Origin of the sequence: Massilia sp. PWRC2, from assembly GCF_049896725.1 — a bacterium.
Taxonomy (GTDB): domain Bacteria; phylum Pseudomonadota; class Gammaproteobacteria; order Burkholderiales; family Burkholderiaceae_D; genus JAFCUW01.
Genome location: NZ_JAFCUW010000004.1, coordinates 177,588 through 202,022, shown reverse-complemented (window position 1 = coordinate 202,022; position 24,435 = coordinate 177,588). Strand labels below are relative to the sequence as shown.

At 66.6% G+C, this 24,435-nt stretch carries 23 protein-coding genes; 10 read left to right on the top strand and 13 right to left on the bottom strand.

Annotation, left to right across the window (positions count from 1 at the left end):
• Window positions 1–22: 22 nt before the first annotated feature.
• Complete coding sequence (locus ACP7BZ_RS10420) at window positions 23–973, bottom strand: sensor histidine kinase (protein ID WP_426112763.1); 951 nt, start codon at window positions 971–973, stop codon at window positions 23–25.
• A gap of 172 nt (window positions 974–1,145) precedes the next feature.
• Between ACP7BZ_RS10420 and queE the strand changes: the two genes are divergently transcribed.
• The 7 genes from queE (at window position 1,146) to nadC (ending at window position 7,386) form a co-directional block, all read left to right on the top strand.
• Window positions 1,146–1,781, top strand: coding sequence for a 7-carboxy-7-deazaguanine synthase (gene queE / locus ACP7BZ_RS10415; protein WP_426112761.1), 636 nt, complete (start codon window positions 1,146–1,148; stop codon window positions 1,779–1,781).
• 39 nt (window positions 1,782–1,820) lie between these two features.
• A complete protein-coding gene (gene queD, locus ACP7BZ_RS10410) occupies window positions 1,821–2,267 on the top strand; it encodes a 6-carboxytetrahydropterin synthase QueD (protein WP_426112759.1) in 447 nt (148 codons plus the stop codon).
• Window positions 2,260–2,757 carry a tRNA adenosine(34) deaminase TadA gene (gene tadA / locus ACP7BZ_RS10405; RefSeq protein ID WP_426112757.1) on the top strand — a complete coding sequence of 166 codons (498 nt, stop codon included), beginning with the start codon at window positions 2,260–2,262 and terminating at the stop codon, window positions 2,755–2,757. The genes queD and tadA overlap by 8 nt, the downstream gene beginning before the upstream one ends.
• 28 nt (window positions 2,758–2,785) lie before the next feature.
• A complete protein-coding gene (locus ACP7BZ_RS10400) occupies window positions 2,786–3,706 on the top strand; it encodes an LD-carboxypeptidase (protein ID WP_426112755.1) in 921 nt (306 codons plus the stop codon).
• A 63-nt stretch (window positions 3,707–3,769) separates the two neighbouring features.
• Window positions 3,770–5,371 carry an ABC-F family ATPase gene (locus ACP7BZ_RS10395; protein WP_426112753.1) on the top strand — a complete coding sequence of 534 codons (1,602 nt, stop codon included), beginning with the start codon at window positions 3,770–3,772 and terminating at the stop codon, window positions 5,369–5,371.
• A gap of 18 nt (window positions 5,372–5,389) precedes the next feature.
• Complete coding sequence (gene nadA / locus ACP7BZ_RS10390; protein WP_426112751.1) at window positions 5,390–6,523, top strand: quinolinate synthase NadA; 1,134 nt, start codon at window positions 5,390–5,392, stop codon at window positions 6,521–6,523.
• The gene (gene nadC, locus ACP7BZ_RS10385) at window positions 6,520–7,386 is read left to right on the top strand and encodes a carboxylating nicotinate-nucleotide diphosphorylase (RefSeq protein WP_426112749.1); all 867 of its coding nucleotides are present in this window, start codon (window positions 6,520–6,522) and stop codon (window positions 7,384–7,386) included. The genes nadA and nadC overlap by 4 nt, the downstream gene beginning before the upstream one ends.
• Window positions 7,387–7,474: 88 nt before the next feature.
• Here nadC and ACP7BZ_RS10380 read toward each other — a convergent pair whose 3' ends face one another.
• From ACP7BZ_RS10380 to ACP7BZ_RS10350, 7 genes are all read right to left on the bottom strand, one after another.
• The gene (locus ACP7BZ_RS10380) at window positions 7,475–8,002 is read right to left on the bottom strand and encodes a lipocalin family protein (RefSeq protein ID WP_426112747.1); all 528 of its coding nucleotides are present in this window, start codon (window positions 8,000–8,002) and stop codon (window positions 7,475–7,477) included.
• Window positions 7,999–8,910, bottom strand: coding sequence for an NAD-dependent protein deacetylase (locus ACP7BZ_RS10375; protein WP_426112745.1), 912 nt, complete (start codon window positions 8,908–8,910; stop codon window positions 7,999–8,001). The genes ACP7BZ_RS10380 and ACP7BZ_RS10375 overlap by 4 nt, the downstream gene beginning before the upstream one ends.
• A 101-nt stretch (window positions 8,911–9,011) precedes the next feature.
• Complete coding sequence (locus tag ACP7BZ_RS10370) at window positions 9,012–9,911, bottom strand: DMT family transporter (protein WP_426112743.1); 900 nt, start codon at window positions 9,909–9,911, stop codon at window positions 9,012–9,014.
• A gap of 12 nt (window positions 9,912–9,923) precedes the next feature.
• Window positions 9,924–11,549, bottom strand: coding sequence for an L-aspartate oxidase (gene nadB, locus ACP7BZ_RS10365; RefSeq protein WP_426112741.1), 1,626 nt, complete (start codon window positions 11,547–11,549; stop codon window positions 9,924–9,926).
• Between the two features lie 100 nt (window positions 11,550–11,649).
• Window positions 11,650–12,408, bottom strand: a complete 759-nt coding sequence (locus ACP7BZ_RS10360) for an alpha/beta fold hydrolase (protein WP_426112739.1) — start codon at window positions 12,406–12,408, stop codon at window positions 11,650–11,652.
• Entirely contained in the window at window positions 12,405–13,268 is an 864-nt protein-coding gene (locus ACP7BZ_RS10355; protein ID WP_426112737.1) for a hydrolase 2, exosortase A system-associated, read from the bottom strand. The genes ACP7BZ_RS10360 and ACP7BZ_RS10355 overlap by 4 nt, the downstream gene beginning before the upstream one ends.
• 233 nt (window positions 13,269–13,501) lie before the next feature.
• Window positions 13,502–14,791 (bottom strand): glycosyltransferase, encoded by a 1,290-nt coding sequence (locus ACP7BZ_RS10350; RefSeq protein ID WP_426112735.1) that lies wholly within the window; start codon window positions 14,789–14,791, stop codon window positions 13,502–13,504.
• Window positions 14,792–15,058: 267 nt separating this feature from the next.
• Between ACP7BZ_RS10350 and ACP7BZ_RS10345 the strand changes: the two genes are divergently transcribed.
• Together ACP7BZ_RS10345 and ACP7BZ_RS10340 are read left to right on the top strand one after the other, a co-directional pair.
• Complete coding sequence (locus ACP7BZ_RS10345) at window positions 15,059–15,979, top strand: N-acyl amino acid synthase FeeM domain-containing protein (RefSeq protein ID WP_426112733.1); 921 nt, start codon at window positions 15,059–15,061, stop codon at window positions 15,977–15,979.
• A 2-nt stretch (window positions 15,980–15,981) separates the two neighbouring features.
• Complete coding sequence (locus ACP7BZ_RS10340) at window positions 15,982–17,682, top strand: FAD-binding oxidoreductase (RefSeq protein WP_426112731.1); 1,701 nt, start codon at window positions 15,982–15,984, stop codon at window positions 17,680–17,682.
• On the opposite strand, the gene mnmH is transcribed toward ACP7BZ_RS10340, so the two are convergent.
• Both mnmH and ACP7BZ_RS10330 read right to left on the bottom strand, forming a co-directional pair.
• Window positions 17,624–18,724, bottom strand: a complete 1,101-nt coding sequence (gene mnmH / locus ACP7BZ_RS10335; protein WP_426112729.1) for a tRNA 2-selenouridine(34) synthase MnmH — start codon at window positions 18,722–18,724, stop codon at window positions 17,624–17,626. The two genes, ACP7BZ_RS10340 and mnmH, sit on opposite strands and share 59 nt — an antisense overlap.
• Window positions 18,725–18,781: 57 nt before the next feature.
• The gene (locus ACP7BZ_RS10330; RefSeq protein ID WP_426112727.1) at window positions 18,782–19,396 is read right to left on the bottom strand and encodes an arylesterase; all 615 of its coding nucleotides are present in this window, start codon (window positions 19,394–19,396) and stop codon (window positions 18,782–18,784) included.
• 37 nt (window positions 19,397–19,433) lie between these two features.
• Here ACP7BZ_RS10330 and ACP7BZ_RS10325 point away from each other — a divergent pair, with 37 nt between their 5' ends.
• Window positions 19,434–20,159, top strand: coding sequence for an ABC transporter ATP-binding protein (locus ACP7BZ_RS10325; RefSeq protein WP_426112725.1), 726 nt, complete (start codon window positions 19,434–19,436; stop codon window positions 20,157–20,159).
• Between the two features lie 9 nt (window positions 20,160–20,168).
• Here the strand turns inward: ACP7BZ_RS10325 and ACP7BZ_RS10320 are convergent, their stop codons facing one another.
• From ACP7BZ_RS10320 to ACP7BZ_RS10310, 3 genes are all read right to left on the bottom strand, one after another.
• Window positions 20,169–20,804: a class I SAM-dependent methyltransferase gene (locus tag ACP7BZ_RS10320; RefSeq protein ID WP_426112723.1), complete on the bottom strand. Its 636-nt coding sequence runs from the start codon at window positions 20,802–20,804 to the stop codon at window positions 20,169–20,171.
• Between the two features lie 40 nt (window positions 20,805–20,844).
• Window positions 20,845–22,413 carry an NAD(P)H-hydrate dehydratase gene (locus ACP7BZ_RS10315; RefSeq protein ID WP_426112721.1) on the bottom strand — a complete coding sequence of 523 codons (1,569 nt, stop codon included), beginning with the start codon at window positions 22,411–22,413 and terminating at the stop codon, window positions 20,845–20,847.
• Window positions 22,414–22,634: 221 nt separating this feature from the next.
• Window positions 22,635–24,332, bottom strand: a complete 1,698-nt coding sequence (locus tag ACP7BZ_RS10310; protein WP_426112719.1) for a response regulator — start codon at window positions 24,330–24,332, stop codon at window positions 22,635–22,637.
• Window positions 24,333–24,435 lie beyond the last annotated feature (103 nt).

Genomic DNA, 24,435 nt, shown 5'->3' with positions numbered 1-24,435 from the left:
CAATTTGGTGAGTGTTGTTGCATCAACGCCCTGGCAAGGGAATTGACATCGACAACACCGTTCCTGCGCCCGGGCCACTATCGATGTCGAAGCTGCCGCCGGCTGCGGCGACGCGGTCGGCGATGCCGGCCAGGCCACAGCCGCCGCCGCTGCCAATGCCATTGCCATCGCGATCTTCAGTGTCAGCCGCAGGCGGCGCCATGCCGATGCCGTTGTCGCGAATTTCCAGGGTGACGCTGGTGTCGCCGCGGCTGAGCGCCACCCACACTTGACTGGCCTGGGCATGGCGCACCACGTTGGCCAGCGATTCACGCAGGATGCGCAGCAGCACGACGTCGAGCCCATCGCCGCCGCCGCCGTGGTCGGCGCCGGTAACGAGCTGGTAGCCGATGCCGTGCAGGCGCGAAAATTCGCGCAAGTGCTGCTCCATCGCCGCGCGCAAGCCGCCATCGAGCGCCAGCGGGCGCAGATTGTCGATCACCACCCGCAGCGCGTCGATGGTCTGGTCCACATGCCGGGCCAGCCGCTCGAGCGTGGCTGCTGTGTGCGTGGCTGGCGCGCCGATGGCCGCGTGGCGGGCCAGCTGCACTTCGATCTTCAGCGCCAGCAGATGCTGGCCAAGGTCGTCGTGAATATCGCGGGCGATGCGCTGACGTTCGTTTTCGCGCACCTGCTCGTGCTGCTGCAGCGCCCGCCACAGTTCGTCGCGGGTACTGGCCAGCGCCTGCTCGGCGCGCGCCCGGCCCAGTTGTCCAGCGGCGAGGCGTTCGCGCAGCTGCGCCAGCGTGTCGGTGGTGCCCAGGTGACGCACCAGCAAGCCGTGAAACAGCAGACCGGCCAGCGCCAGCGCGGTCAGCGCCATCGACAGCGCCGGCTGCACCCCCGGCCACAGACCGAGCAGGGTGATGCCGACCGGTGCCAGGCTGACCATCAGGGCGATCGCAAGGAGGGCGCAGCGGTGTGAGAGAGTCATGACGGCGTCAATGCGGGTGTGAGGATGCCAGCTTACGAAACAGCGCCGACCCGCATGTTGTCTTGAATCAATTGTAATGCCGCCGGGAATTTTTCGGCTTTGCAACTGCGGCGGTCGCGGCCCGGGTCGCGCACGTCGCGGTATAATGGCCGGTTGAACAGCAAGGATTACCGTGACCTATAGCATCAAAGAGATCTTCTACACCTTGCAGGGTGAAGGCGCCCAGGCCGGCCGACCCGCCGTATTTTGTCGCTTTTCAGGGTGCAATCTGTGGAGCGGGCGCGAGGCCGATCGGGCCAGCGCCGTGTGCCAGTTTTGCGACACCGATTTCGTCGGCACCGACGGTGACGGGGGCGGCAAATTCGGCGACGCTGCGCTGCTTGCTGCCGCCATCGACAGCCTGTGGCCGGCCAGTTATCCGGCCAGCAAGTACGTGGTGTTCACCGGCGGCGAACCGTTGCTGCAGCTCGATGGCGCGCTGATCGACGCGATGCATGCGGTCGGCTTCGAGATCGCCATCGAAACGAATGGCACGCTGCCGGTGCCGGCCGGGGTCGACTGGGTGTGCGTCAGCCCGAAGATGGGCGCCACCCTGGTGGTCGAACAGGGCGATGAACTCAAGGTGGTCATTCCGCAGGCCGGGCAGGCGCTGGCCGCTTACGAACAGCTGCGCTTTGGCCATTTTTTTGTGCAGCCGATGGATGGCCCGCTGGCCGAATTCAACACGCGCCTGGCGATCGACACCTGCAAGCGCCAGCCGCGCTGGAAACTGAGCCTGCAAACCCACAAGCTGCTGCAGATCCCCTGATTTTTTACCGTATTTTTTACCGTCAAGATTGACCGTCCCATGCTGACCATCACCCGCAAGCTCGAATTCGACGCTGGCCACCGTATACCCGACCACAAGAGCCAGTGCCGCAACCTGCACGGTCACCGCTACACGCTGGAAATCACCCTGACCGGCGCCGTCATCGATGTCGAGGGCTCGTCCGACAATGGCATGATCATGGATTTCAGCGACGTCAAGGCGCTCGCCAAGCAGCACCTGGTCGACGTCTGGGACCACGCTTTCATCGTCTACGACAAGGATGATGCGGTGCGCACCTTCCTCGCTTCGCTGCCCGGTCACAAGACGGTGGTGATCGACCGCATCCCGACGGTGGAAAACCTGGCACGGGTCGCTTTCGACATCCTGCGCGCAGCCTTTCTCGACCGCTTCGGTACCGGCCTGCACCTGCACAAGCTGGTGCTGCATGAAACCCCCAACTGCTGGGCCGAGATCACCGATGCCTGAGATGGTCAGCGCCCCGCACAGCGCGCCCGAGCAGTTCATGGCGCTGGCACTTGTTCAGGCGCAGCTGGCCTGGGATGCGGGCGAGGTGCCGGTCGGCGCCGTGGTGGTGCGCGATGGCGCGGTCATCGCGGTGGGCCGCAATGCGCCGATCGGCAGCAGCGACCCCACCGCGCACGCCGAAATCATTGCCCTGCGCGGCGCCGCCGCCGCGCTCGGTAATTATCGCCTGCCCGGCTGCGAATTGTATGTGACGCTCGAGCCGTGCCTGATGTGCGCCGGTGCCATGCTCCATGCGCGCCTGGAGCGCGTGGTGTACGGCGCGCCGGACCCCAAGACGGGGGTGGGCGGCTCGCTGATGAATGTCTTCGAGCAGGCCCAGTTGAACCACCAGACCGCGCTGGTCGGCGGCGTGCTCGGCGAGCAGGCCGGCGCCATGCTGCGCGCCTTTTTCGCCGAGCGGCGCCGGGCGGCGCGCGCTGGCGCCCCCTGAAGCGCATTTTGTCTCTTTCTTTCTTCCCATGACCAAGCACACCGGTATTGCCATCATCGCCCCTGGCGGGCGTCCCCCCGATGATGCCCGCCTGCCCATTGGACTCGAACGGCTGCGCGCGCGCGGCTTCGTGGTCCACAATTATTACGAACCGGACGGCGCCTTCCAGCGCTTCGGCGGCACCGACGATGGCCGTCTGGCGCAGCTGAAGGCGGCGCTCGCCGATCCTGCCATTGACGTGATCATGGCGATGCGCGGCAGCTACGGCTTGACACGCCTGCTGCCGCGGATCGATTTCGACGCCCTCGCTGCCAGCGGCAAGATCGTGGTGGGCTTTTCGGATGTGACCGCCCTGCACATGGGCTTGATGGCCAAAACCGGCGCCATGAGTTACGCCGGTCCCATGTTCGCCGGCGACTTTTGCGGCGATGCCGAAGATGCGCTGACCATGCACAGTTTTTTCACCTGCCTGGCCGGCCCCACCCACACCATCGTCGAGCAGGTCAGCGGTAATCCGACCGTGGCCGTCGACGGTCCCGTCTGGGGCGGCAACCTGGCGATGCTGGTGTCGCTGCTGGGCACGCCGTATTTCCCGGCGTTGCCCCTCATCGATGGCGGCATCGTCTACATCGAAGACGTCAACGAGCACCCTTACCGCATCGAGCGCATGCTGCTGCAACTGCTGCAGGCAGGCATACTGGGGTGCCAGCGCGCGCTGGTGATCGGCGAAGTGTCGGCCTACCGCTTGAGCCCCGCCGATCAGGGCTACGATTTCGACGCCATGCTGGCCTATCTGCGCGCCACCCTGCCGATCCCGGTGCTGACCGGCCTGCGCTTCGGCCACAGCGCCAGCCGGGTGACGATCCCGTTCGGCGCTGCCGGGCGCCTGCGCTCGGATGAACAGGGTTTTAGTCTGACCCTCGATGGCTATCCAAGCCTGGGCCGCTGAAAACCCGTGTGGCCGTGATAAAATCATCGGTTAATGAATATCTTCGCTTAAAGGCTTCAATCCGTGCTTTCAACTGCCAATATCACCATGCAATTCGGCGCCAAGCCGCTGTTCGAAAACATTTCTGTCAAATTCGGCGATGGCAACCGCTACGGCCTGATCGGCGCCAACGGCTGCGGCAAGTCGACCTTCATGAAAATTCTCGGCGGTGACCTCGAGCCATCGGCCGGCACCGTCATGCTCGATACCGACGAACGGCTGGGCAAGCTGCGCCAGGACCAGTTCGCGTTCGAAGACATGCGCGTGCTGGACGTCGTCATGATGGGCCACACCGAGCTGTGGAACGCCATCGCCAAGCGCGACGCCATCTACGCCAATTTAGAGGCGACCGATGACGACTACATGGTCGCCGCCGAACTCGAATCGGTGGTGGCGCAGTACGACGGCTACTCGGCCGAAGCGCGTGCCGGTGAACTGCTGCTGGGCGCGGGCGTGTCGATCGACCAGCACCAGGGGCCCATGAGTTCAGTCGCGCCCGGCTGGAAGCTGCGCGTGCTGCTGGCGCAGGCGCTGTTCTCCAACCCCGACATCCTGCTGCTCGACGAACCGACCAACAACCTCGACATCAACACCATCCGCTGGCTGGAAGATGTGCTCAACGAGCGCAACTCCACCATGATCATCATTTCGCACGATCGCCACTTCCTCAACCAGGTCTGCACCCACGTCGCCGACATGGATTACGGCACCCTGAAAATCTACCCGGGCAATTACGACGAGTACATGCTGGCCTCGACGCAGGCACGCAACCAGCTGTTGTCGAACAATGCCAAGGCCAAGGAAAAGGTCGCCGAGCTGCAGGATTTCGTGCGCCGCTTCTCGGCCAACAAATCGAAAGCGCGCCAGGCCACCTCGCGCGCCAAGATGATCGACAAGATCAAGGTCGAAGACATGAAGCCGTCTTCGCGCGCCTACCCCTTCGTCCGTTTCGAAGGCGAGAAAAAACTGCACCGCCTGGCGGTCGAGGTGGAAAACATCTCCAAGGCCTACGACAAGCAGCTCTTTAAAAACTTCAGCGTGGCGGTCGAAGCGGGCGAGCGCATCGCCATCATTGGCGCCAACGGCGCCGGCAAGACCACCCTGCTGCGCACCATCTGCGGCGAGATGTGCAAGATGCAGCCCGACAGTGGCCGCGTCAAGTGGGCGGAAAACGCCAACGTTGGCTACATGCCGCAAGATCCCACCGAAGAATTCGCCGATGGCGCCGTGCTGACCGACTGGATGGGGCAGTGGACCAAGGAAGGCGACGATGACCAGGCGGTCCGGTCGATCCTCGGACGCCTGCTGTTTGGCGGCGACGAAGTGAAAAAATCGGTCAAGGTGCTCTCCGGTGGCGAGAAGGGCCGCATGATGTACGGTAAGCTGATGCTGGGCCGTCACAACGTCATGCTGCTCGACGAGCCGACCAACCACATGGACATGGAATCGATCGAGTCGCTCAACATTGCCCTCGACAAGTACGCCGGCACCCTCATTTTCGTCTCGCACGACCGCGAATTCGTCTCCTCGCTGGCCACCCGCATCCTCGAGATCAAGGAAGACGGCATCGTCGACTTCCCCGGCAATTACGAAGATTATTTGACCAGCCAGGGCATCGCCGCATAAGTCATGGAGGGCACCACTATGATCGTCACCCCTATCAAGACCATCGAGTACGACCATCCGCAGGCGGGCCTGTCGTGCACCGCCCAGGCCTGGGCAAGGACGCCGGAAGCGCCTGCAGCGGCCGAGCGCGCCGTGCTCAAGGAACGCATCCGCGCGCTGCTCAAGGAGCGCCAAGCGGTGCTGGTGGCGCACTACTATGTCGCCGCCGATCTGCAAGACCTGGCCGAAGAGACCGGTGGTTGTGTCTCCGACTCGCTGGAAATGGCCCGTTTCGGCCGCGATCACCCGGCCAAAACGCTGGTGGTAGCGGGCGTGCGTTTCATGGGGGAGACGGCAAAGATTCTCAGCCCCGAAAAGCGCATCCTGATGCCGGACCTGGACGCCACCTGTTCGCTCGATCTGGGTTGCCCGGCTGATGAATTTGCCGCCTTTTGCGACCAGCATCCGGACCGCACGGTGGTGGTGTACGCCAACACCAGCGCGGCCGTCAAGGCGCGTGCCGACTGGATGGTGACATCGTCGATTGGCCTGGACATCGTCGCCCACCTGCATGCGCAGGGCAAAAAAATCCTGTGGGCGCCCGACCGTCACCTCGGTTCCTACATTCAAAAACAGACCGGCGCCGACATGCTGCTGTGGCAGGGTTCCTGCCTGGTGCACGATGAATTCAAAGGCGTCGAACTCGAGCTGCTCAAGGCCGATTACCCGCAAGCGAAAGTGCTGGTGCACCCGGAGTCGCCCGCCAACGTGGTGGCGCTGGCCGATGTCGTCGGCTCGACCACGCAGCTCATCGATGCGGCGCGCAGCATGGACGCTACCACGTTTATTGTCGCCACCGACAATGGCATCCTGCACAAGATGCGCGCCGCTGCCCCCGGCAAGCATTTTATCGAAGCACCCACAGCTGGTAACAGCGCCACCTGTAAAAGCTGCGCGCACTGTCCGTGGATGGCAATGAACGGCTTGCGCAACCTGGCAGCCGTGCTGGAGAACCTTAATAATGAAGTGTTCGTCGATCCGCACATCGGGCAACTGGCCGTGCGGTCGATCGATCGCATGCTCGACTTCGCCGCCGCCAAAAAAGCCCGGGCTTTGCCCCGTGCCGGCCTGGCCGACGAAGCGGGCCTGTTTGCCGGAGTTGGACCAGCATGAGCAATTTGCGTAACCCCCACGAGCAATTCGATGCAGCCTTGCAGTCGGCCTTTGAAGCGAACATCCTGGCTGCACTGCTCGAAGACGTCGGCAGCGGTGACCTGACCGGTCGGCTGGTGCCCAACGACAGCCGCGTGCGCGCGCGCGTGATCGTGCGCGAAGATGCCATTCTGTGCGGTGCGCCGTGGTTCGACGCCATCATGGTGGCCCTCGACCAGGACACCGAAGTGCGCTGGAACTACGCCGAAGGCGACCGCATCAAGGCCGGCAGCGTGGTGTGCACCATCGAAGCATCGCCCCGTGCGCTGCTGACGGCCGAGCGCAGCGCCCTCAATTTCCTGCAGCTGCTCTCGGGTGTGGCCACGGTCACGCGCCAGTTCGTCGATGTGGTCGAAGGCACCCGCGCCGCCATTCTCGACACCCGCAAGACGCTGCCGGGCCTGCGCCAGGCGCAAAAATACGCGGTGCGCGTGGGCGGCGGCAAGAACCAGCGGATGGCGCTGTTTGACGGCATCCTGATCAAGGAAAACCATATCGCCGCCGCCGGTGGCGTCGCCAGTTCACTTGCTGCCGCCGCCGCGCTCGGTGCCGGCAAGCCGGTGCAAATCGAAGTGGAAACGCTGGCGCAGTTGCGCGAGGCGCTGGCCTCGGGCGCGGTGTCGGTGCTGCTCGATAATTTCGAGCTGGGGCAGATGCGCGAAGCGGTGGCCCTCAATGGCGGGAAGGCCCTGCTCGAAGCGTCCGGTGGCGTCACCCTGGCAAGCGTGCGCGCCATTGCCGAGACGGGGGTGGACCGCATTTCGATCGGCGGGCTGACCAAGGATGTCAAGGCGACTGATTATTCGCTGCGGATCGTCGACTAATCGGCTATTCGGCTAATCGACTAAGCGGCTAATCGATTAAGACTGGGCGCCTGGAAGGCTTGAGGACAGCCCCGGCCTGCTCCCAGCTTTATGGCGCCGTCTGATCGACGTAAATGAGCTTGTCGGTCGCGTACCCCAGGCTTTTCGCCTTTTCCACCAGCCGCGTTGTGGTTGCCGCATCGAGCGTCGGCGTGCGCGACAAAATCCACAGGTACGATGTATCGGGCCCGCCCACCATCGAGGTGCGGTACGCCGGATCGAGATCGAACACGATGTAAGAGCCGTAGAACGGCCCGAAGAACGACACCTTCAGGTAAGCGGTGTCGGTGGCGCCGACAAAATACGCCTTGCCCTCGGACTCCTTGTAGACGTTCTTTTCACTCTCGTAGCCCCGGTTGAGCACCTTGATGCCACCGTCCGGGCGCATGCTGTATTCGGCAGTCACGCGGCTCAAGCCGCGCTCGAAGCGCTGGTCGAGGCGGGCGATCTCATACCATTTACCTAAATACAGTTTGCTGTCGAAGGGTTTGACGGGAGTGATGTTGTCGGGCTTGGAGACGCAGCCGCTGCTGGCGGCAAGCACGGCGACAACGAGTGCGCTAAGGGCAAGTTTCATGGCGTGGCCTTGTGGTCGATTGCAACGCTGGCAGGGGCCAGCAGGGACAGCAGCGACGGCAATACCTGCCCGGCCGCCGCATCAATTTTTAAGGTAATCAAATCGTCGGCACGGGTGATGCCCTGGTTGATGGCGGCAATCGGCTTGTGGCTGGCCGCCGCCATGCGGCAAAACCGAAAGCCGGAAAACACCATCAGCGACGAACCGACCACCAGCAGGGCATCGGCCTGTTCGAGCCGGCGCACCGCCTCCACGGTGGTGGCGGTGGCGACGCCGTCGCCGAAAAACACCACGTCCGGTTTCAGCGTACCGCCGCAATGGGGGCAGGGCGCCACCACGAAGCGCGTCAGATCGTCCGATTCGACATGGGCATCACCGTCGGGCGCCGCCACTGCCGGCACGCCGACGTGGTCGGGGTTGAGGGCGGCCAGCAGCTGCTGCACGGCGGCGCGGGAAATCGGCGCGTGGCAGTCGAGGCAGACCACGTGGTGAATGCTGCCGTGCAGTTCCAGCACGGCGCTGCTGCCGGCACGCTGGTGCAGGCCGTCGACGTTTTGCGTCATCAAGGGAGCGAGCCGCCCGGCCGCCTGCAAAGCGGCCAGCGCCAGGTGGGCGGGGTTCGGCGTCGCCTGCGCCATGGTGGCGTAACCGATCATGCTGCGTGCCCAGTAACGCTTGCGCACTGCTTCGAGCTTGCGAAACTCCGGTCCCTGCACCGGCGCGTGGCCGCGCCGCACACCGTCACGGCCGCGGTAGGCCGGGATGCCTGACGCGGTGCTGATGCCGGCACCGGAGAGCACAAGGATGCGCCGGTGGCGTTCGAAAAATTCAGCCAGTGCCGCCACTGACTGTGCCGGCCCGGCGCTCTCGTCGTGGCTCAAGGATTGCATGGTATTCGGGTCGCTCATGCTTGGTATTTCTATAATTTAACAGAAAGGTCCGCCGGACGTCGCCGTCTGTCTGTACGGGTATGCGCAGATGCAGGTGTGCAGTGCGCGCCGCTTGCCGTTCAGGCGCGCGACGACCAGGCGATGCCAGCGGCGATCAGGGCAAACGCGCCCAGGTGATACAGATGCGGCGCTTCGCCCAAAAACAGCAGCGACAGCACGGCCGCGAACAGCGGTGTGAGGTTGCTGAAAAACGCTGCGATGGTGGGGCCGGCGCGCTGCACCCCGGCGCCCCAGCAGCGAAACGCAATGACTGCCGGGCCAATGGCGATGAATGCCAGCACTGCGGCGACCTGCCAGCTCCAGTCGATATGCTGCGGCGCCCGCGCCCACTCGATGCTGGCCAGCGCGCCCGACCACATGACGCCATAGATCACTTGCGCCAGCAGGAAGGCGGCCCAGTCGGCACGCAGCGCCGGCCGGTCTTTCGGCTGCGCCAGCAACCAGCTGTAGAACGACCAGCAAATGGTCGCCAGCACCATGAACAGGTCGCCCACCACCAGCTGCAATTGGAGCAGCAGCTGCCACTGGCCGCGTGCCAGCACCAGCAGCACGCCGGCGATCGATAGCGCCGCCCCGAGCAGGTGGCCGCGGCGCAGCGGGGCCTTGAAAAACAGTGCGCCGGTCAGCATCATCCACACCGGCATGCCAGCGGCCACCAGGGTGACATTGATGGGGGTCGAGGTTTGCAGGGCCAGGTACTGCAGGGCGTTGTACAGCCCCACACCAAGTAGTCCCAGCAGGCTGTAGCGCCGCCAGTCGGTCCACAGGCCGCTGCCGCCACGCAGCAGGGCGCGGCCCAGCGGCAGCAGGATCAGCAGCGCCAGGCTCCAGCGCAGCAAATTGAGGGTCATCGGCGGCACCGCCGCGCGCACCACCCGGCCGACGATGGCGTTGGCGGCCCACAGCAGCGGCGCCAGTGTCAGCAGCAGGGCGGTCGAGACCGTCAGCTTGCGGTTCAAGACAGGCGACGCTTAACGGCGCGGCGGCGTCAGGATGCTCGGCAGCGCTTTCGGCAGGGTGGCCGGATAATCGCGGCTGAAATGCAGGCCGCGGCTCTCGCGCCGGGTCAGCGCGCTCTTGACGATCAATTCAGCGACATCGACCAGGTTGCGCAGCTCAAGCAAATCGTGGGTGATGCGGAAGTTGCGGTAGTACTCGTCGATTTCTTCCTTGAGCAGGGCAATCCGGTGCTGGGCGCGTTCGAGGCGCTTGTTGGTGCGCACGATGCCGACATAATTCCACATGAAGCGGCGCAGCTCATCCCAGTTGTGCGAGATGACCACTTCTTCATCGGCATTGGTGACGCGGCTTTCATCCCACTGCGGCAGGGACGGCACGGCGATGGGCGCCTGGGCGGCGATAAAGCGGGCGCAGGCGCGGCCCACCACCAGGCATTCGAGCAACGAATTGCTGGCCAGCCGGTTGGCGCCATGCAGACCGGTGCAAGCGGTCTCGCCGACCGCATACAAGCCTTCCAGATCGGTGCGGCCGGCCAGATCGGTGACCACGCCGCCGCAGGTAAAGTGCACTGCCGGCACCACCGGGATCGGCTGCTTGGTGATATCGATGCCGTATTCGAGGCAGCGGGCGTAGATGGTGGGGAAGTGCTCCATCAAAAATTCCGGCGACTTGTGGCTGATGTCGAGGTTGACGTAATCGATGCCGCGCTTTTTCATCTCGAAGTCGATGGCGCGCGCCACCACGTCGCGTGGCGCCAGTTCGCCGCGCTCGTCGTGGGCCGGCATGAAGCGGGTGCCGCCGGCGGCGCCTGCCTCGGGCGGCAGCAGCAGCAGGCCGCCTTCGCCGCGAATCGCTTCGGTGATCAGGAAGGACTTGGCGAACGGGTGGTACAGGCAGGTCGGATGAAACTGGATGAATTCCATGTTCGACACCCGGCAGCCGGCGCGCCACGCCATGGCAATGCCGTCGCCGGTGGCGGTATCGGGATTGGTGGTGTACAGATACGTCTTGCCGGCGCCGCCCGTGCACAGCACCGTGTGCTCGGCTTCGAAAGTGAGTACCTGGCCGGTCTTTTCATCCTGGACGTACAGGCCCAGGCAACGCGGCGTGCTCGGCGCCGGCGTGGCGCCATTGGCCGGTGCCGGTGCCAGCTTGTCCGAGCTGATGACGTCGATCGCGCAGTGCTGTTCGAACAGCGTGATGTTGGGGTGCGCCCGCACTTTCTGCTCGAGCGTGACCTGCACCGCGTGGCCGGTGGCGTCGGCCGCGTGAATGATGCGACGCTGGCTGTGGCCTCCCTCGCGGGTCAGGTGAAAGCCCATTTCGGCGCTGGCGTCGCGGGTGAAGGGCACGCCCTGTTCAATCAGCCATTCGATCGCTTCGCGACTGTGTTCGATGATGGTGCGGGTGGCCGCTTCGTCGCACAGGCCGCCGCCGGCGATCAGGGTGTCGTTGACGTGTTCGTCGACGCTGTCGCCGGAATCGAGCACGGCGGCGATGCCGCCCTGCGCCCAGTTGCTGGCGCCATCGAGCAGGGCGCGTTTGGAAATGATGGCAACGGTGCGGGTCTGTGCCAGGTGCAGGGCGACCGACAGGCCGGCGAGGCCACTGCCGACGATAGCGACGTCAAATTTCATGGGGTGCGTAGTGAGGTCAAGGGAGCCATCACTATAGACCATTTGGCACGGCTGTGCCGGGCCGCGCCACACTCGCACAGGGCGCTCAGCCGCCTTCACATCACCACGATGCAATCCAGCTGGCGCAGCTGGCGGCGGTGTCGGCGTCGGTGTCGGCGGCGCCGCTGCACGGCTGTTCGACGAACTGCACGCGGGCGCTGGCGCCGAGCCGCTCGACCTGGCTGCGCAGCTGGCGCCACTCGGTGGGCGCGGCGGCATCGTCGGCGGCGCCGATGATCAGCACGCGGCCGGGAAACGCGCACAGCTGCGCGGCCAGCGCCGCCAGCCGCGCCGCCGCGCTGGCGCCACGGCGCGGCAGCGCGGCGCGGCGCCAGTACAGGGCGGCGCCGATGGGGGCCGGCGCCGGCGCCGGGCTGTCGGCTGACAGCGCCTGCTTGCTGCGGCGTCCCGCCCGCCGGCGCGGATCGAGCAGCAGCAGGGCGCAGACGCGCGCATCGAGCCGTGCGCAGCTGCTGGCGGTGGCGATGGCGGCGCTGCTGCCCGCGGCCAGCAACAGCACTTCGTGCACCGTCGGCACCTGCTCGCACAACTCGTGGACGGCGGCGCGCACGTCGCTGTCGTTGTAGTCGCAGCCTTCGCTGTCCCCCACCCCGCGGCGGTCAAAGCGCATGACGGCAAAGCCGCGCCGCGCCAGCGCCCGCGCCAGCATGGCAAACTGGCGCTGCGGTCCCAGTCGTGAATGGCGCTGCGTGGCGACCATCAACAGCGCGCGCGGCAGCGGCCGTTCGGGCAGGTCGATGATGCCGACCAAGCTGCTGCCCAGGCAGCTGAAGCGAATCGCCCGTTGATCGCAATTCATGGCGGCGTGGTCAGCGGCGCGGCAAGGGCGTGTGCCGTTGCCGCCAGCAGCGACGGACTTTCCGGGCGCGCCGCATCGGCCCAGAATGGCAGCACCTCGACCGCGTGGTAATGCAGCGTGACGCCATTGGCGGCCCACTGCGCTGCAAGTCTGCGCGGCATGGCAGCGCTGCTGAACCAGTGGACTGCACAGCTGCACAGCGGCAGACGGATCGCCTCGCACGCTTCGATGCCGCGCGCCAGCGCCAGTTCAAGCTGATAGCCGGCCACGGTGATGCGTCCGCGCGCAGCCAGTTCGGCGCGCAGCGCTGCCAGGCCCGGGCCCCGGTGCAGCCCCGGGCTGTCGGGTGCGCTGGCGGCACCCTCGGGCTGGCAAGGCTGCAGCGCCAGTTGCTGGCGCAAGAACTGGTTGACGCAGGTGCGCCCGCTGATCAAAGGCTGCCACAGGATCAGGCCGTCGACCGCCCGACTGCAGGCCAGGTCGATGGCCAGCAAGGCGCCCAGCCGCACGCCCCAGATCAACAGGGGACCGTTCTGGCGCTCACTGAGCCAACTGGCGGCCACCTGCAGATCGTGCTGCCACAGCGGCCAGCGGCCGGCGCTGAACTCGCCGCAGCTGTCGCCGCAGCCGAACAGGTCGATCTGCAGCACCGCGTAGCCCAGCGCTGCAAAGGCGCGCGCCTGCTGCGCCGCCATGCGCCGGCTCAGGTTGAGCTCTTCGGCAAACGGATGCACATACAGGATGGCGCCGCGCGCAGCGACAGCCGGATTGGGCGCGTGATACAGGCAAAAGCGGGTGCCAGGGGCGACGTCAAAGAAGAACGGTTCAACCTGCGGCACGTGCTCAAAGGGGGCATTCATGGCGGCTCTCCTGCCGGGCCGGCGCTGCCGACGCCGCGCGGCCAAAGGAGCGCGGCCGGCGCGAGCATGGCCCGGACAGCACAATTAAACACCGCGCGGCATCGCTGGACTTGCGCCCGCACAACCGGCAGACACAGCCTCGGATAAGGTCTTCATCAATATTTTGTGGCGTAAATATTTGTCGCCGGCAAACGTTGGCCTGCTGCTTTGCCCGCGCGGCTGGCGCATAGTGACTAAGCCCGGCGTGCCAGCAGCGCCTCATACACAGCAGCATAGCGTCGCACGCAGCGCTCCCAGTTGCGGTGATATTCGATGAACCAGCGGGCGCTGGCAGCCATTGCTGGCCAGCGCGAACGCCCCAGCAGCAATTGCTGCAAGGCCTGACAGAGCGCGGCGGGGTGCCCCGGCGCAAACAGCACGCCGCTATTGCCATCCTCGATCACGCTGCGGTGCGCAGTGGTATCGCTGGCGGCGATCACGCAGCCGCGTGCCATTGCTTCGAGCAGCTGGCGTGACGCTGGCGCCACCGCGTGGGGCCGCTCGGCAACCACCACGATATCGGCCAGCCGGTGCAGCGCTGCCACCGGATCAGCACCGACCGCCAGCGCAAAGCGCTGCTGGCCCGCCTCGCTGCCAGGGCGGCGCACCAGCGCGGTGACCAGGTGCGCCAGGCCGTGGCGGGCGACTCGCTGGTGCAGGGGCAGCAGCTGGCCCGCTTCGCATGCCACCAGCAGGCGCGCCCCCGCATGGCTATGTTGCAGCAAGCCCAGCGCCGCCAGCGCCAGTTCGACACTGGCCTCGACATGCGCGGCAGGCCCCTGCGGCGCCAGGCCAATCAGGGCAGCTGCGCCGGCATCGGCACCGAGCATCAGGCGGTCCCTTGCAGTGCGCTGCAGAGGTCCGATTTCAATGCCATCGGCCACCACCGTGATGTGACGCGCGGCCACGCCGCCCTGTTGCAGGCGAAGGCGCATGCCGTCGCTGTTGGTGACGACGGCGCCGGCGCGCGCCGCCGTCCACGCTTCGAGGGCGCGGGCGGCAAAGCAACGCAGCGCGCCCGCAGAGGCGACGGCAGCATCGCCCGCATCGACTGCAGCGGGTGGCGCGGTCCAGATCGCGCCACTGGCGGCAAATGCTGACGGTGCATGTGCCTCGAACAGCACCGGCAAGCGGTGGCGGCGGCCCACGCGCAGCGCCGCCAGGCCGTTTTCCAACGGCGAGTGGGCGTGCAGCAGCTGCGGCCGGGTCAGCAGCACGACCTGGTGCAGCCGCCGCGCCAGCAAGTGCACGGTGCCGGCAGGGGCCATGCGCTCGAATCTGCCAGCCGCTGGTGGGGTGCGAAAAAAATGCCAATGATCGGCGCCGCTGTGCTCGCGCCGCCGGGTCGGCGCCGCCTGCTGCGGCCCGGTCAAATGGCAGGTCTGCCAGCCCAGCCGGCGCTGCTGGCGCAGCACCGCCATCGTGCGCTGTGTGTAGGCACTGGCGCGCGGTGGCGAATGGTCGAGCAGGTGGAGGATGCGCATCAGCGTGGATTCCGGCAAAGCCACTTTGTTCGCCCGCCGCTGCTTGCTGGAACGGCGGCGCAGCCACGCAGTGTATGCCGGTGGCGCTGCGCACGATTGGCGGTGCCCGCGCGCACTGCGTTCGGTCAAATCAGTTATTGCAGTTGAAAAACACAGTTTGTTCAGTCACAAAGCTGCTGGCAAAGCGCGGAACTCGGCCGTATATCGGCTGGTCTGATCATTGCCAGTGGTACGGGCGCCGACCTTTACTTTGCGGAGAACGTTCTAATGATGCAAGACGACACGATTCAAGACAACACGATTCAAGACGACACCATGCAAGCCGACACCCAGCAGGCCGCGTCAATGCACGACGACACCGCCGTTGCCAGTTTTAGCATGCCGCGTCGGCCCGGTGCGATGCTGCCAGCCGGGCCACCGACCAGTTCAGTGCACGCGGCGCCCAGCGCCTTCCGCTGCTCGTTATATGGCATCGGCAGCGGCAGTGACGACGGCGCGCGCGCCGTGGTCGCGGCGCCGGCGGCGCGCCGCCAGCCAGGCGCCGATCAGGACGTGTTTTATATCCGCCTTGCCCAATCATCCAGTCACCACCACGATGCTGCCGTCCTGATCCGCAAAAGGTATAGCTGGCGTGGCTACGCTGCCGAGCAGCAGCCACGTGCTGCGGCCAGCGGCATCACCCTGGTTGCCGACTGCGGCGGCGTGGTGGTGGGCACCATGGGGCTGTGCCTCGATGGCTGTGCCGGCCTGCCAGCCGACGACCACTTTCGCCCGCAGCTCGACCTGCTGCGGGGGCAGGGCTTGCGCCTGTGCGAACCGTCGCGGCTGGCCATCGACGGCGGCGTCAGCAAGCGGGTGTTCGCCAGCCTGATCCACGTCTCTTACCTGTATGCGCATGTGCTGCAGGCCTGTTCCGACTACATCATTGAAGTCCATCCCAGGCACCTGGCCTTTTATCAGCGCATGCTGGGATTCGAGCAGGCCGGGCCGGTGCTGGCGTGCAGCCGGGTGGGCGCCCCGGCAGTGCTGCTGCGGCTGTCGCTGTACAGCATGGGCGAGCACATCCGTGCGTGTGGTGGCCGCACCGACTTGCAGCAGACTGAACGGTCGTTTTATCCGTATTTCTTTTCGCCCGACGACGAAGCGGCAATCTGCCAGCGCCTGCTGGCGCGGCGCGAGCGGCAGTGATCATGGCCGAACATGACCTGCACACGACCAGCGCCGCCGGCCTGCTGGGAGGCCTGCGCGCCATTGTCGGCGCCGCCCACGTACTCGACGACGCCGCCAGCCTGCGCCGCTACCAGAGCAGCACGGCCGGCGCCGGCAGCCGGGCGGTGGCGGTGGTGCGGCCCGCTTCGCGCACCGAGGTGATCGCCATCGTTACCCTGGCGGGGCGCTACGGCGTCGCCATTTATCCCATCAGCACGGGCCATAACTGGGGCTATGGCGATGCCTGCGCGGTGGGCGATGGCCAGCTGATCGTTGAGCTGGCGCGCATGAACCGCATCCTCAAGGTCGATCCGCAGCTTGCCTACGCGGTCATCGAGCCGGGCGTGACGCAGGGCCAGCTGGCCGAATTTTTGCGCGAGCACGCCATTAACCTGTGGTGCGATTGCACGGGCGCTGGCGCGGATACCAGCCTGATCGGCAATATCGTCGAGCGCGGCTTTGGTCACTCTCCGTATGGCAACCGCGTCCAGCACATCGCCGGCATGCAGATCGTGCTGGCCAGCGGCGAAGTGCTGCGAACCGGCTTTGGCCATTACCCGCAGTCGCGCGTGACCCACCTGTTTGGCGCTGGCATCGGGCCGTCGCTCGATGGCTTGTTTACCCAGTCGAACCTGGGGGTGGTGGTCGAACTCGGTCTGTGGCTGATGCCGGCGGCCGCCTGCGTCAGCCAGTTTATTGCCACCGTCAAGCGCCAGGCAGACCTTGCGGCGCTGGTCGAGGCCTTACGGCCCCTGCGGCTCGATGGCACCCTGCGCAGCGTGGTCCACATCGGCAACGACTTGCGGGTGATGTCGGGCGCCACCACGTTTCCGTTCGCCACTGACGTCGTCCCGGCGCAGCGCCACGCCAGCTGCCTGTCGCCCGCCGCGCGTGCGCAACTGCTCGCCAGCAGCGGGGCGCAGGCGTGGACCGCCTCTGGCTGCCTGTACGGTAGCGCCGCCCAGGTCAGGGTCGGGCGCGCCGCCGTGCGCAAGGCATTGCGGGCGGTGGGCGCGCGCACCACCTTGTTTGACCAGCGCACCCTCGCTGGCGGCGCCCGTCTGGCACGTCTGCTGGGGCCGTTTGGTATCGGCCAGGCGCTCGCTGCCAAAGTAGCGCTGGGCCGCTCCCTGCTGGCATTGGCGCAGGGGCAGCCGGACGGCCGTTTTCTGGCGGGGGCCTACTGGCGCCGTCGCGGCGGCCTGCCCGCGCAGTTCCCGCGCAATGCCAATCCGGCGCTCGACGGTTGCGGACTGCTGTGGGTGTCACCGATGCTGCCCATGCGCGGTGCCGACGCCCTGGCCGTGCAGGCGCTGGTGGCGCCGCTGTTCGCCAGCCACGGCTTTGATCTGTTTATCACGTTTAGCCTGATCAATGAACGGGCCCTGTGCGCCGTTCTGACCATCGCATTCGATCGTGCCGACGCCGCCGAAACGGCGCGCGCCCGCGCCTGTCAGCGCGCCGTCTTCGAAGCGGTGACGGCGGCCGGCTACCTGCCGTACCGGGTCGGTGTCGAAGCGATGAGCGAGCTCGATGCCGATGCCGATGCCGATGCCGACGGCGAGGGCGATGTGTTCTGGCAGGTGGCCGCACGCATCAAGCAGGCGCTCGACCCGCAAGGGATCATGGCGCCGGGACGCTATCAGCCGGCAGTGGCGCGGGCGTATCGTGGGCAGCAATGAGCGCGTGCGCCGCCGCCAGAAAGTCGGCAGTGCCGATATCGGCCAGGTCGAGCTGTGCTGCCTGCTTGAACTGGGCAAAATTGCGGTCGATCGAACGCAGGTAGGCGGGGTCGTAATGGTCGACCAGCAATTCATCGACCAGCTGCGGCATGTCTCCCGCATTGGCCAGCGCATGCCAGCCGTCGATGCGGGCGCGGCCGTGCAGCTGGACCAGGCAGTCGAGCTGGGTGTTCAGCAGCGCGGGCTCGGCGGTGAAATGGCGGTAGTCTTCCATCAGCAGGCGCACGCGGCCCGGGCGTGCCAGGTTCAGCGATATGCACGGCGATGCGCGCATCGCCGTCATCAGGGCATCGGGTACCCGCAGGTCGCCCACTTTTTTGCTTTCCGATTCGACGAATACGGGACGGGCCGGATCAAAGTGGCGCAGCTTGTCCCACACGCGCGTCTCGAACATTTTTTGGGCGGGCTGCGGCTGGCTGGGCAGGTGCCCCAGCACGGAGCCCCGGTGCGCGGCAAGCTGCTCGAGGTCGAGCACTTGCGCGCCCAGGCTGTCGAGCACTTCCAGCAGGCGGCTCTTGCCACTGCCGGTGGTACCGCAAATGACGCGCCAGTCGAGCGCCGGCGGCGCCGCCAGCTCGGCACTGACGGCCGCCCGATAGGCCTTGTAGCCACCGTCGAGCTGGATCACGGGCCAGCCGATCTTGGCCAGCACCAGTGCCAGTGAGCCGCTGCGGTTGCCGCCGCGCCAGCAATAGACCAGCGGCTTCCACTCGCGCGGCTGGTCGGCGAAGCGCGTTTCGATGTGGCGCGCGATGTTGCGCGAGACCAGGGCAGCGCCCACCTTGCGCGCCTCGAAGGCACTGACCTGCTTGTACATGGTGCCAACGATAATCCGTTCGGCGTCATCGAGCACGGGGCAGTTGATGGCGCCAGGAATGTGATCGAGGGCGAATTCGGCTTCGCTGCGGGCGTCGATGATGGCGTCGTACTGGCCCAGCTGGGCAAGGACGTCGGCGATGGTCAGGACTGCAGGGTATTTCATGGGGCGCGGGTTTTCATGGTGGTGGTGGTGCGGCTCGGCGCAGCGCCTGGTGCACGATTAACGGGCAGTCGTTGTTAGCAGCGGCAGCAAGGTCGGGTAGATGTTTGCCAGGATGGTGGGATGGGCCTGCGCCGTTGGATGGAGGCGGTCGGCCTGGAACCAGTCCGACTTTTCCGCCACCCCGGCCAGCATGAAGGGCACCAGCTGCACCTTCAGTTCGCGCGCCACCCGCTGGTACATGGCAAAAAAGCTGTCGGTGTAGGCGCGTCCGTAATTGGGCGGCATGCGCATGCCGACCAGCAGCACACGCGCCTGGGCGCGTTGCGCCATGCCCACCATGGCGCGCAAATTCGCTTCGGCAGCCGGCACCGGCAAGCCGCGCAAACCATCGTTGGCGCCCAGTTCGATCACCAGCAAGGCCGGCTTATGCACACCGAGCAGGGCGGGCAGGCGGGTTTTGCCGCCCGCGGTGGTCTCGCCGCTGATGCTGGCATTGACGACCAGGGCGTCGACGCGCTCGGTCTTGAGCCTGCTTTCCATCAGCGCCACCCAGCCGGCGCCGCGCGCCAGGCCATATTCCGCTGACAGGCTATCGCCCAGCACAAGCACGGTTTTTGGTGCAGAATGGGCGAGCCCCGGCGCCAGCGTGGTCGCCAGCAGCAACAGCGACATACAAGCGCCGTCCATCCATCGAGTGAAAAATACCAGCATGCGCGACATCCCTGAAGGTTCTAAACAGTTGCTGAGTGACCAGGCTTTACAGCCGCCGGCCATTGAAGTGAGACAGTTATCGAAGCGGGTGACCGACGCCAGCGGCGAGCTCACCATCTTGCACAGCGTCGATTTTACCGTGCAACCGGCGCAGACGCTTGCTATCGTGGGTGCGTCCGGCTCGGGCAAGTCGACCCTGCTCGGTTTGCTGGCGGGTCTTGACAACCCGTCGAGCGGCACCGTGCTGCTCGACGGCGTCGACATTTTCGCCCTCGACGAAGACGGCCGCGCGCGCCTGCGCATGGCCAAGCTGGGTTTTGTATTCCAGTCGTTCCAGCTGCTCACCCACTTGAGCGCACTGGAAAATGTCATGCTGCCACTCGAACTGCGCGGCGACGACAATGCGCGCGCCAAGGCCACCGAGATGCTGGGCCGGGTCGGGCTGGCCAGCCGCCTCAAGCATTATCCGAAGTTCATGTCGGGCGGCGAGCAGCAGCGCGTTGCGCTGGCACGCGCCTTTGTCACCGAGCCGCCGCTGCTGTTTGCTGATGAACCGACCGGCAGTCTCGATGCCGCCACCGGCGAGGCAGTCATTGCGCTGATGTTCGAACTCAATCGCGAACGCGGTTCGACGCTGGTACTGGTCACCCACGACAGCGATATCGCGGCGCGCTGCGGCCGCACCATCACGATTGCGGCCGGCCGCATCGTCGAACCGGCATAAGCGCACGCTTCAGGGGCCGGGTTTGCGCGCCACCATGCCCAGCAGGGCCGATGGCCCCGCATGCTGTGCGCCTTCGCCCAGTACCGTCTCGTATTCCCGCAGTTCGATGATGTCGAGCGCGCCAAAGGCTGCGCGCATCATGTCTGCGGTGTAGAGGTGCTCGAGCACGCCAGGGCCACCGGTGTTGTAGTCGAGCTGCTTTGGCGTATAGCCCTGGACGATCAGATAGCCGCCAGGCTTGAGGGTGCTGACCATGCCGGCGAACAGGCGGCGGCGCATCGCCGGGCCGGCAAACTGCACGAAGATGGCGACGACGACATCATATGCCTGGCTGTGCCACTCCCATTCATCACAGTCGGCCAGTTGCAGCGCAACGCGAACGTCGCGCTGGCGCGCCAGTCGGGCGGCCTTGGCCAGCGCCACCGGCGAGATATCGAAAGCGTCCACCTGCAGTTGCTGCTCGGCGAGCCAGACGCTGTTTCTGCCTTCACCGTCGGCCACCGCCAGCGCCGACTGCGCGGCCGCCAGTAAATGGCGCTGGGCTGCCAGGTATACATTCGGCGCTTTGCCAAACAGGAAATCGTCACCGCCGTAACGCGCATCCCAGGTTTGCCGGGGATCCTTGAAGTGATGATCGTGGCTCATATTGGTGTCTCGACCGGGTTGGCGGTGTCAGCCAAGCGGGCTAGTTCACCACGCCGGCATAGCCCGCCTTGCGCTGCACCTGCGAGGCCAGTTTGACCTGCTCGTTGAGCACGGCCCGCACCGCCGGCGGGATCTCGCCCGCCGTCAGGCCGATCGGGCCGCTGCCCTGTGCCACCAGGCGGTCGGCGGCGGCGCCGTGCAGCCACACCGCGCCGCAGGCAGCCAGGCGCGCCGGCCAGCCCTGGGCCAGCAGGGCGCCGCACAGGCCGGCGAGGGTGTCGCCGCTGCCACCGGTGGCCAGGCCCGGATTGCCATTTGCATTGACCACCGTCCGTTCGCCGGGCGCAGCAATGATAGTGCCCGAGCCCTTGAGCACCACCACCGCCTGAAAACGCGCGGCCAGCCGCTGCGCCGAGGCCAGCCGGTCCTGCTGGATGTCGGCCGTGCCGACGCCCAGCAGGCGCGCCGCTTCCAGCGGGTGCGGGGTAAGCACGGTGGCGTGGCCGCGGGCAGCGCGCGCGCTCAGGCGCGCCGCCAGATCGACGCTGGCGGCGACCAGATTGAGACCGTCGGCATCGAGCACGATGGTGGCGTCGCCGGACAGTGCATCGGCCAGCAACCCCATGGCCTGCGCCGAATCGCCCAGACCGGGGCCGATCACCAGGGTTTCCTCGTTGCTGGTGCGCGCCAGGTTTTGCGCTTCTGCCAGCCGAAACATGATCTCGGGGTGCACGCTGTCGAAAGCGCAGCCGGGCTCGACGGCGGCGACGATTACCCGTCCGGCCCCCGCATACAGCGCGCAGCGCGCCGCCAGCACCGGCGCGCCGGCCATGCCATGGGCGCCACCGACGATCATGACGTCGCCAAAGGTGCCCTTGTGGCTGTCGTGGCGGCGCGGCTGCAGGTAGGCGGCGAACAGCGCGGGGTTATTGAGGCAAATGGTGGCTGCCACGTGCGCTTCGGCGTCGATGCCGAGCGGCTCGAGCTGCACTTGGCCGGCGTGATCGCGCCCCGTCAGCGTGTGCAGTCCCGGCTTGTCGCCGATGAAGGTGAGGGTGCGGCTGGCGTTGACGGCGACACCGGCGGGGCCGACCACGGTGCCGGTGTCGGCATCGAGACCACTGGGCACGTCGAGCGCCAGCACTTGCCAGTGGCGCTCGTTGAGCGCCTCGACCAGTGCGCGCGCAGCACCGTCCAGGGGGCGCGCCAGGCCAATCCCGAACAGGCCGTCGACCACCAGGCCTGGCTCACGTTCGGGCAGGCCATCAATAAAACGCGCGGCACTGGCGCGTGCACGCGCCAGTGCCGCGCTGCTTTCAGGCGAGGGGCGATAGGCAGGAGCGGTCGGCGCCAGGTAGACGATGGCGACGTCGACACCGGCATTGGTATGGGCCAGGTTGGCGGCCGCTTCGAGGGCGTCGCCGCCATTGTTGCCTGGTCCGGCCAGCAGCAGCACGCTGCGCCGATCCTTCGGCAGGCCGGCGATCAGCGACAGGGCGACATGGGCGGCGGCCAGACCGGCACGCTGCATCAGGGTGCCGGCGGGCAGGGTGGCGCTGGCGGCGTGTTCGATGGCGCGCAATTGCGCGACGGTGTAAAGAGAGTTCATGCGGGTCCAGGTGGCGGCGCACGGTGCGCGATCTTGTATTTTCGCTAAAAACGCGGACAGGGGCGGTACGATTGGCAGGCGGCGCCGTTTTCGCGCCTGCCGTGCGGTTTAACAACATGGGACAGCCACCCTTGCGCTGCCAGTGCCCGTGCTGCAAGTGCCAGCGAAGCAGCAGGGCTGGCGCGACCGCACCTGTCCCGTATTTGATTGCGTGAATAACATCATCCGATGGCAATACCGTATTTGCGCCGCACCTGTGCATGCTGCTCCTGCAGCGCTTTGAACTGCGCGCCATCGTCATGGCGCACTGCCTCGAGCATCCCCGCCACCCGCTCAGCGAGCGCGTGGTCCCAGCCCAGTTCATCGAGCTGGCGCAGGATGGCGCCCAGCGCCGCCACCGTCACCGCCACGCTGGCGGGCGATTTCAAGCGCGCCTCGAGCAGGCTGTGGACGGCGCCTTTGAGGTCGCCGTCACGGGTCTGCGTGGCGGCGACGTCGGCCAGCGCCTGCGCCTGCTGTGCCAGTTGCGTCGCCATGCTCTCGGCCAGATCGGCGCGACCGGCGTCGCTAAAAATCGCCACTGCCTCGGCTGCCGCCAGCGCGCCGTGCGCCGCCGCCGTCATCGATAGCACCAGCGAGCAGGCCGGCCGGTCCAGGCGCTGGCGCAGGCAGTGACGGGCCAGGCCGATTTTCAGGCGCGCCGTCAGGCTGACGGCGTCGATGGCGGCGGCGACGGCGGCGCCCAGCGCGGCGGCGCTGGCAAGGCCATTGCCAGCTGCTTCGAGCAGCAGGGCGCTGCCCCAGGCGGCGCAGGCGTCGACGTCGCTGCCAGCGCGCAGCGCCTTTTCCAGGTCGCGCACGACGGCGCCAGCCTGCTCGGTGTCGCCCTTTTGCACCAGCGCGCGTACCAGGTTGAGGTGATCTTCGGGATCGCGGAACTCCGAATAGCGCGCCCGCGCCAGCACTTGGCGAAATGATTTTTCGGCCAGCGCCACATCGCCGCCATCGAGCGCCACCGCGCCCAGCGTGCGCAGGCGCCGCAGCAGGTGCGGCGAAATGGCCAGCGCATCTTGCAGCACCTGCTGCGCCCGTTGCGGCGCAGCGAGCGCGCTGTGGCACTGCGCCAGCAGATCGTACGCCGCCATCAGGCGCGGCTGGTCGACCACCAGGGCGTCGAGCAGGGTCAGCGCTTCGGCGTGGCGCTGCTGCGCCACCCGTGTGCGCGCCAGTCCGAGGTGCGCCCAGCCGCTCGGATGGGCAGCGAGCATCGCCTGGTAGCAGCTGGCGGCGCCCTCGAAGTCGCCCAGCGCTGCGTGCAGCTCGGCACGCAGGCGGGCGAAATCGGCACCGTAGCGCGCGCCGATTTCGCCGGCGGCGCACAGGCGCAGCGCTTCGCGTAAATCGCCGCCGTCGATGAGCTGGTGCACCGCCTGCAGCGCGGCGCGGCGGTCGAGCGCCCGTTCGATGCGGCGGCTGAGGACGTCTGCCGTGCAGGGCTTGAGGACATAATCGGTGGGCGCCAGTTCGGCGGCGCTGACCACCTTGCCGTACACCGCTTCGGCGGTGAGCATGATAAAAATCGACTGCGGCGCGATCAGCTTGTGCTGGCGCAGGTCTTCCAGCAGGTGCTGGCCATCCTGCGCTTCGCTGCCGCCACCGAGGTCGTATTCGCACAGCACGACGTCGTAGGGGCGCCGCAGCAGCTGGCGGATGGCGCTGCCGGCGCTGACGGCGAACTCGATGTTGGCGATGCCGGCATTGGTGAGCATTGTGTGCAGGCTGGCGCGCATGCCGGGATTGGGGTCGATCACCAGGACGCTGACGGCGCCGCCGGCGCCCGCTGGCTTGGCCGGCGTGCGCGCCGGCGCAGCAGCCGCAGCGGCCCCGGGACCCGTGTGGCTGCTCGTCGGACTGTGCATATGGGTGCTTGCTTGGCTGTTCGCTTGCATCGCTTACCAGGTGGTGAAGGTTGTCGTGGGTGGTGAGGGGCGGGAAATCAGCGGCGCTGGTGGGGCAACAGGG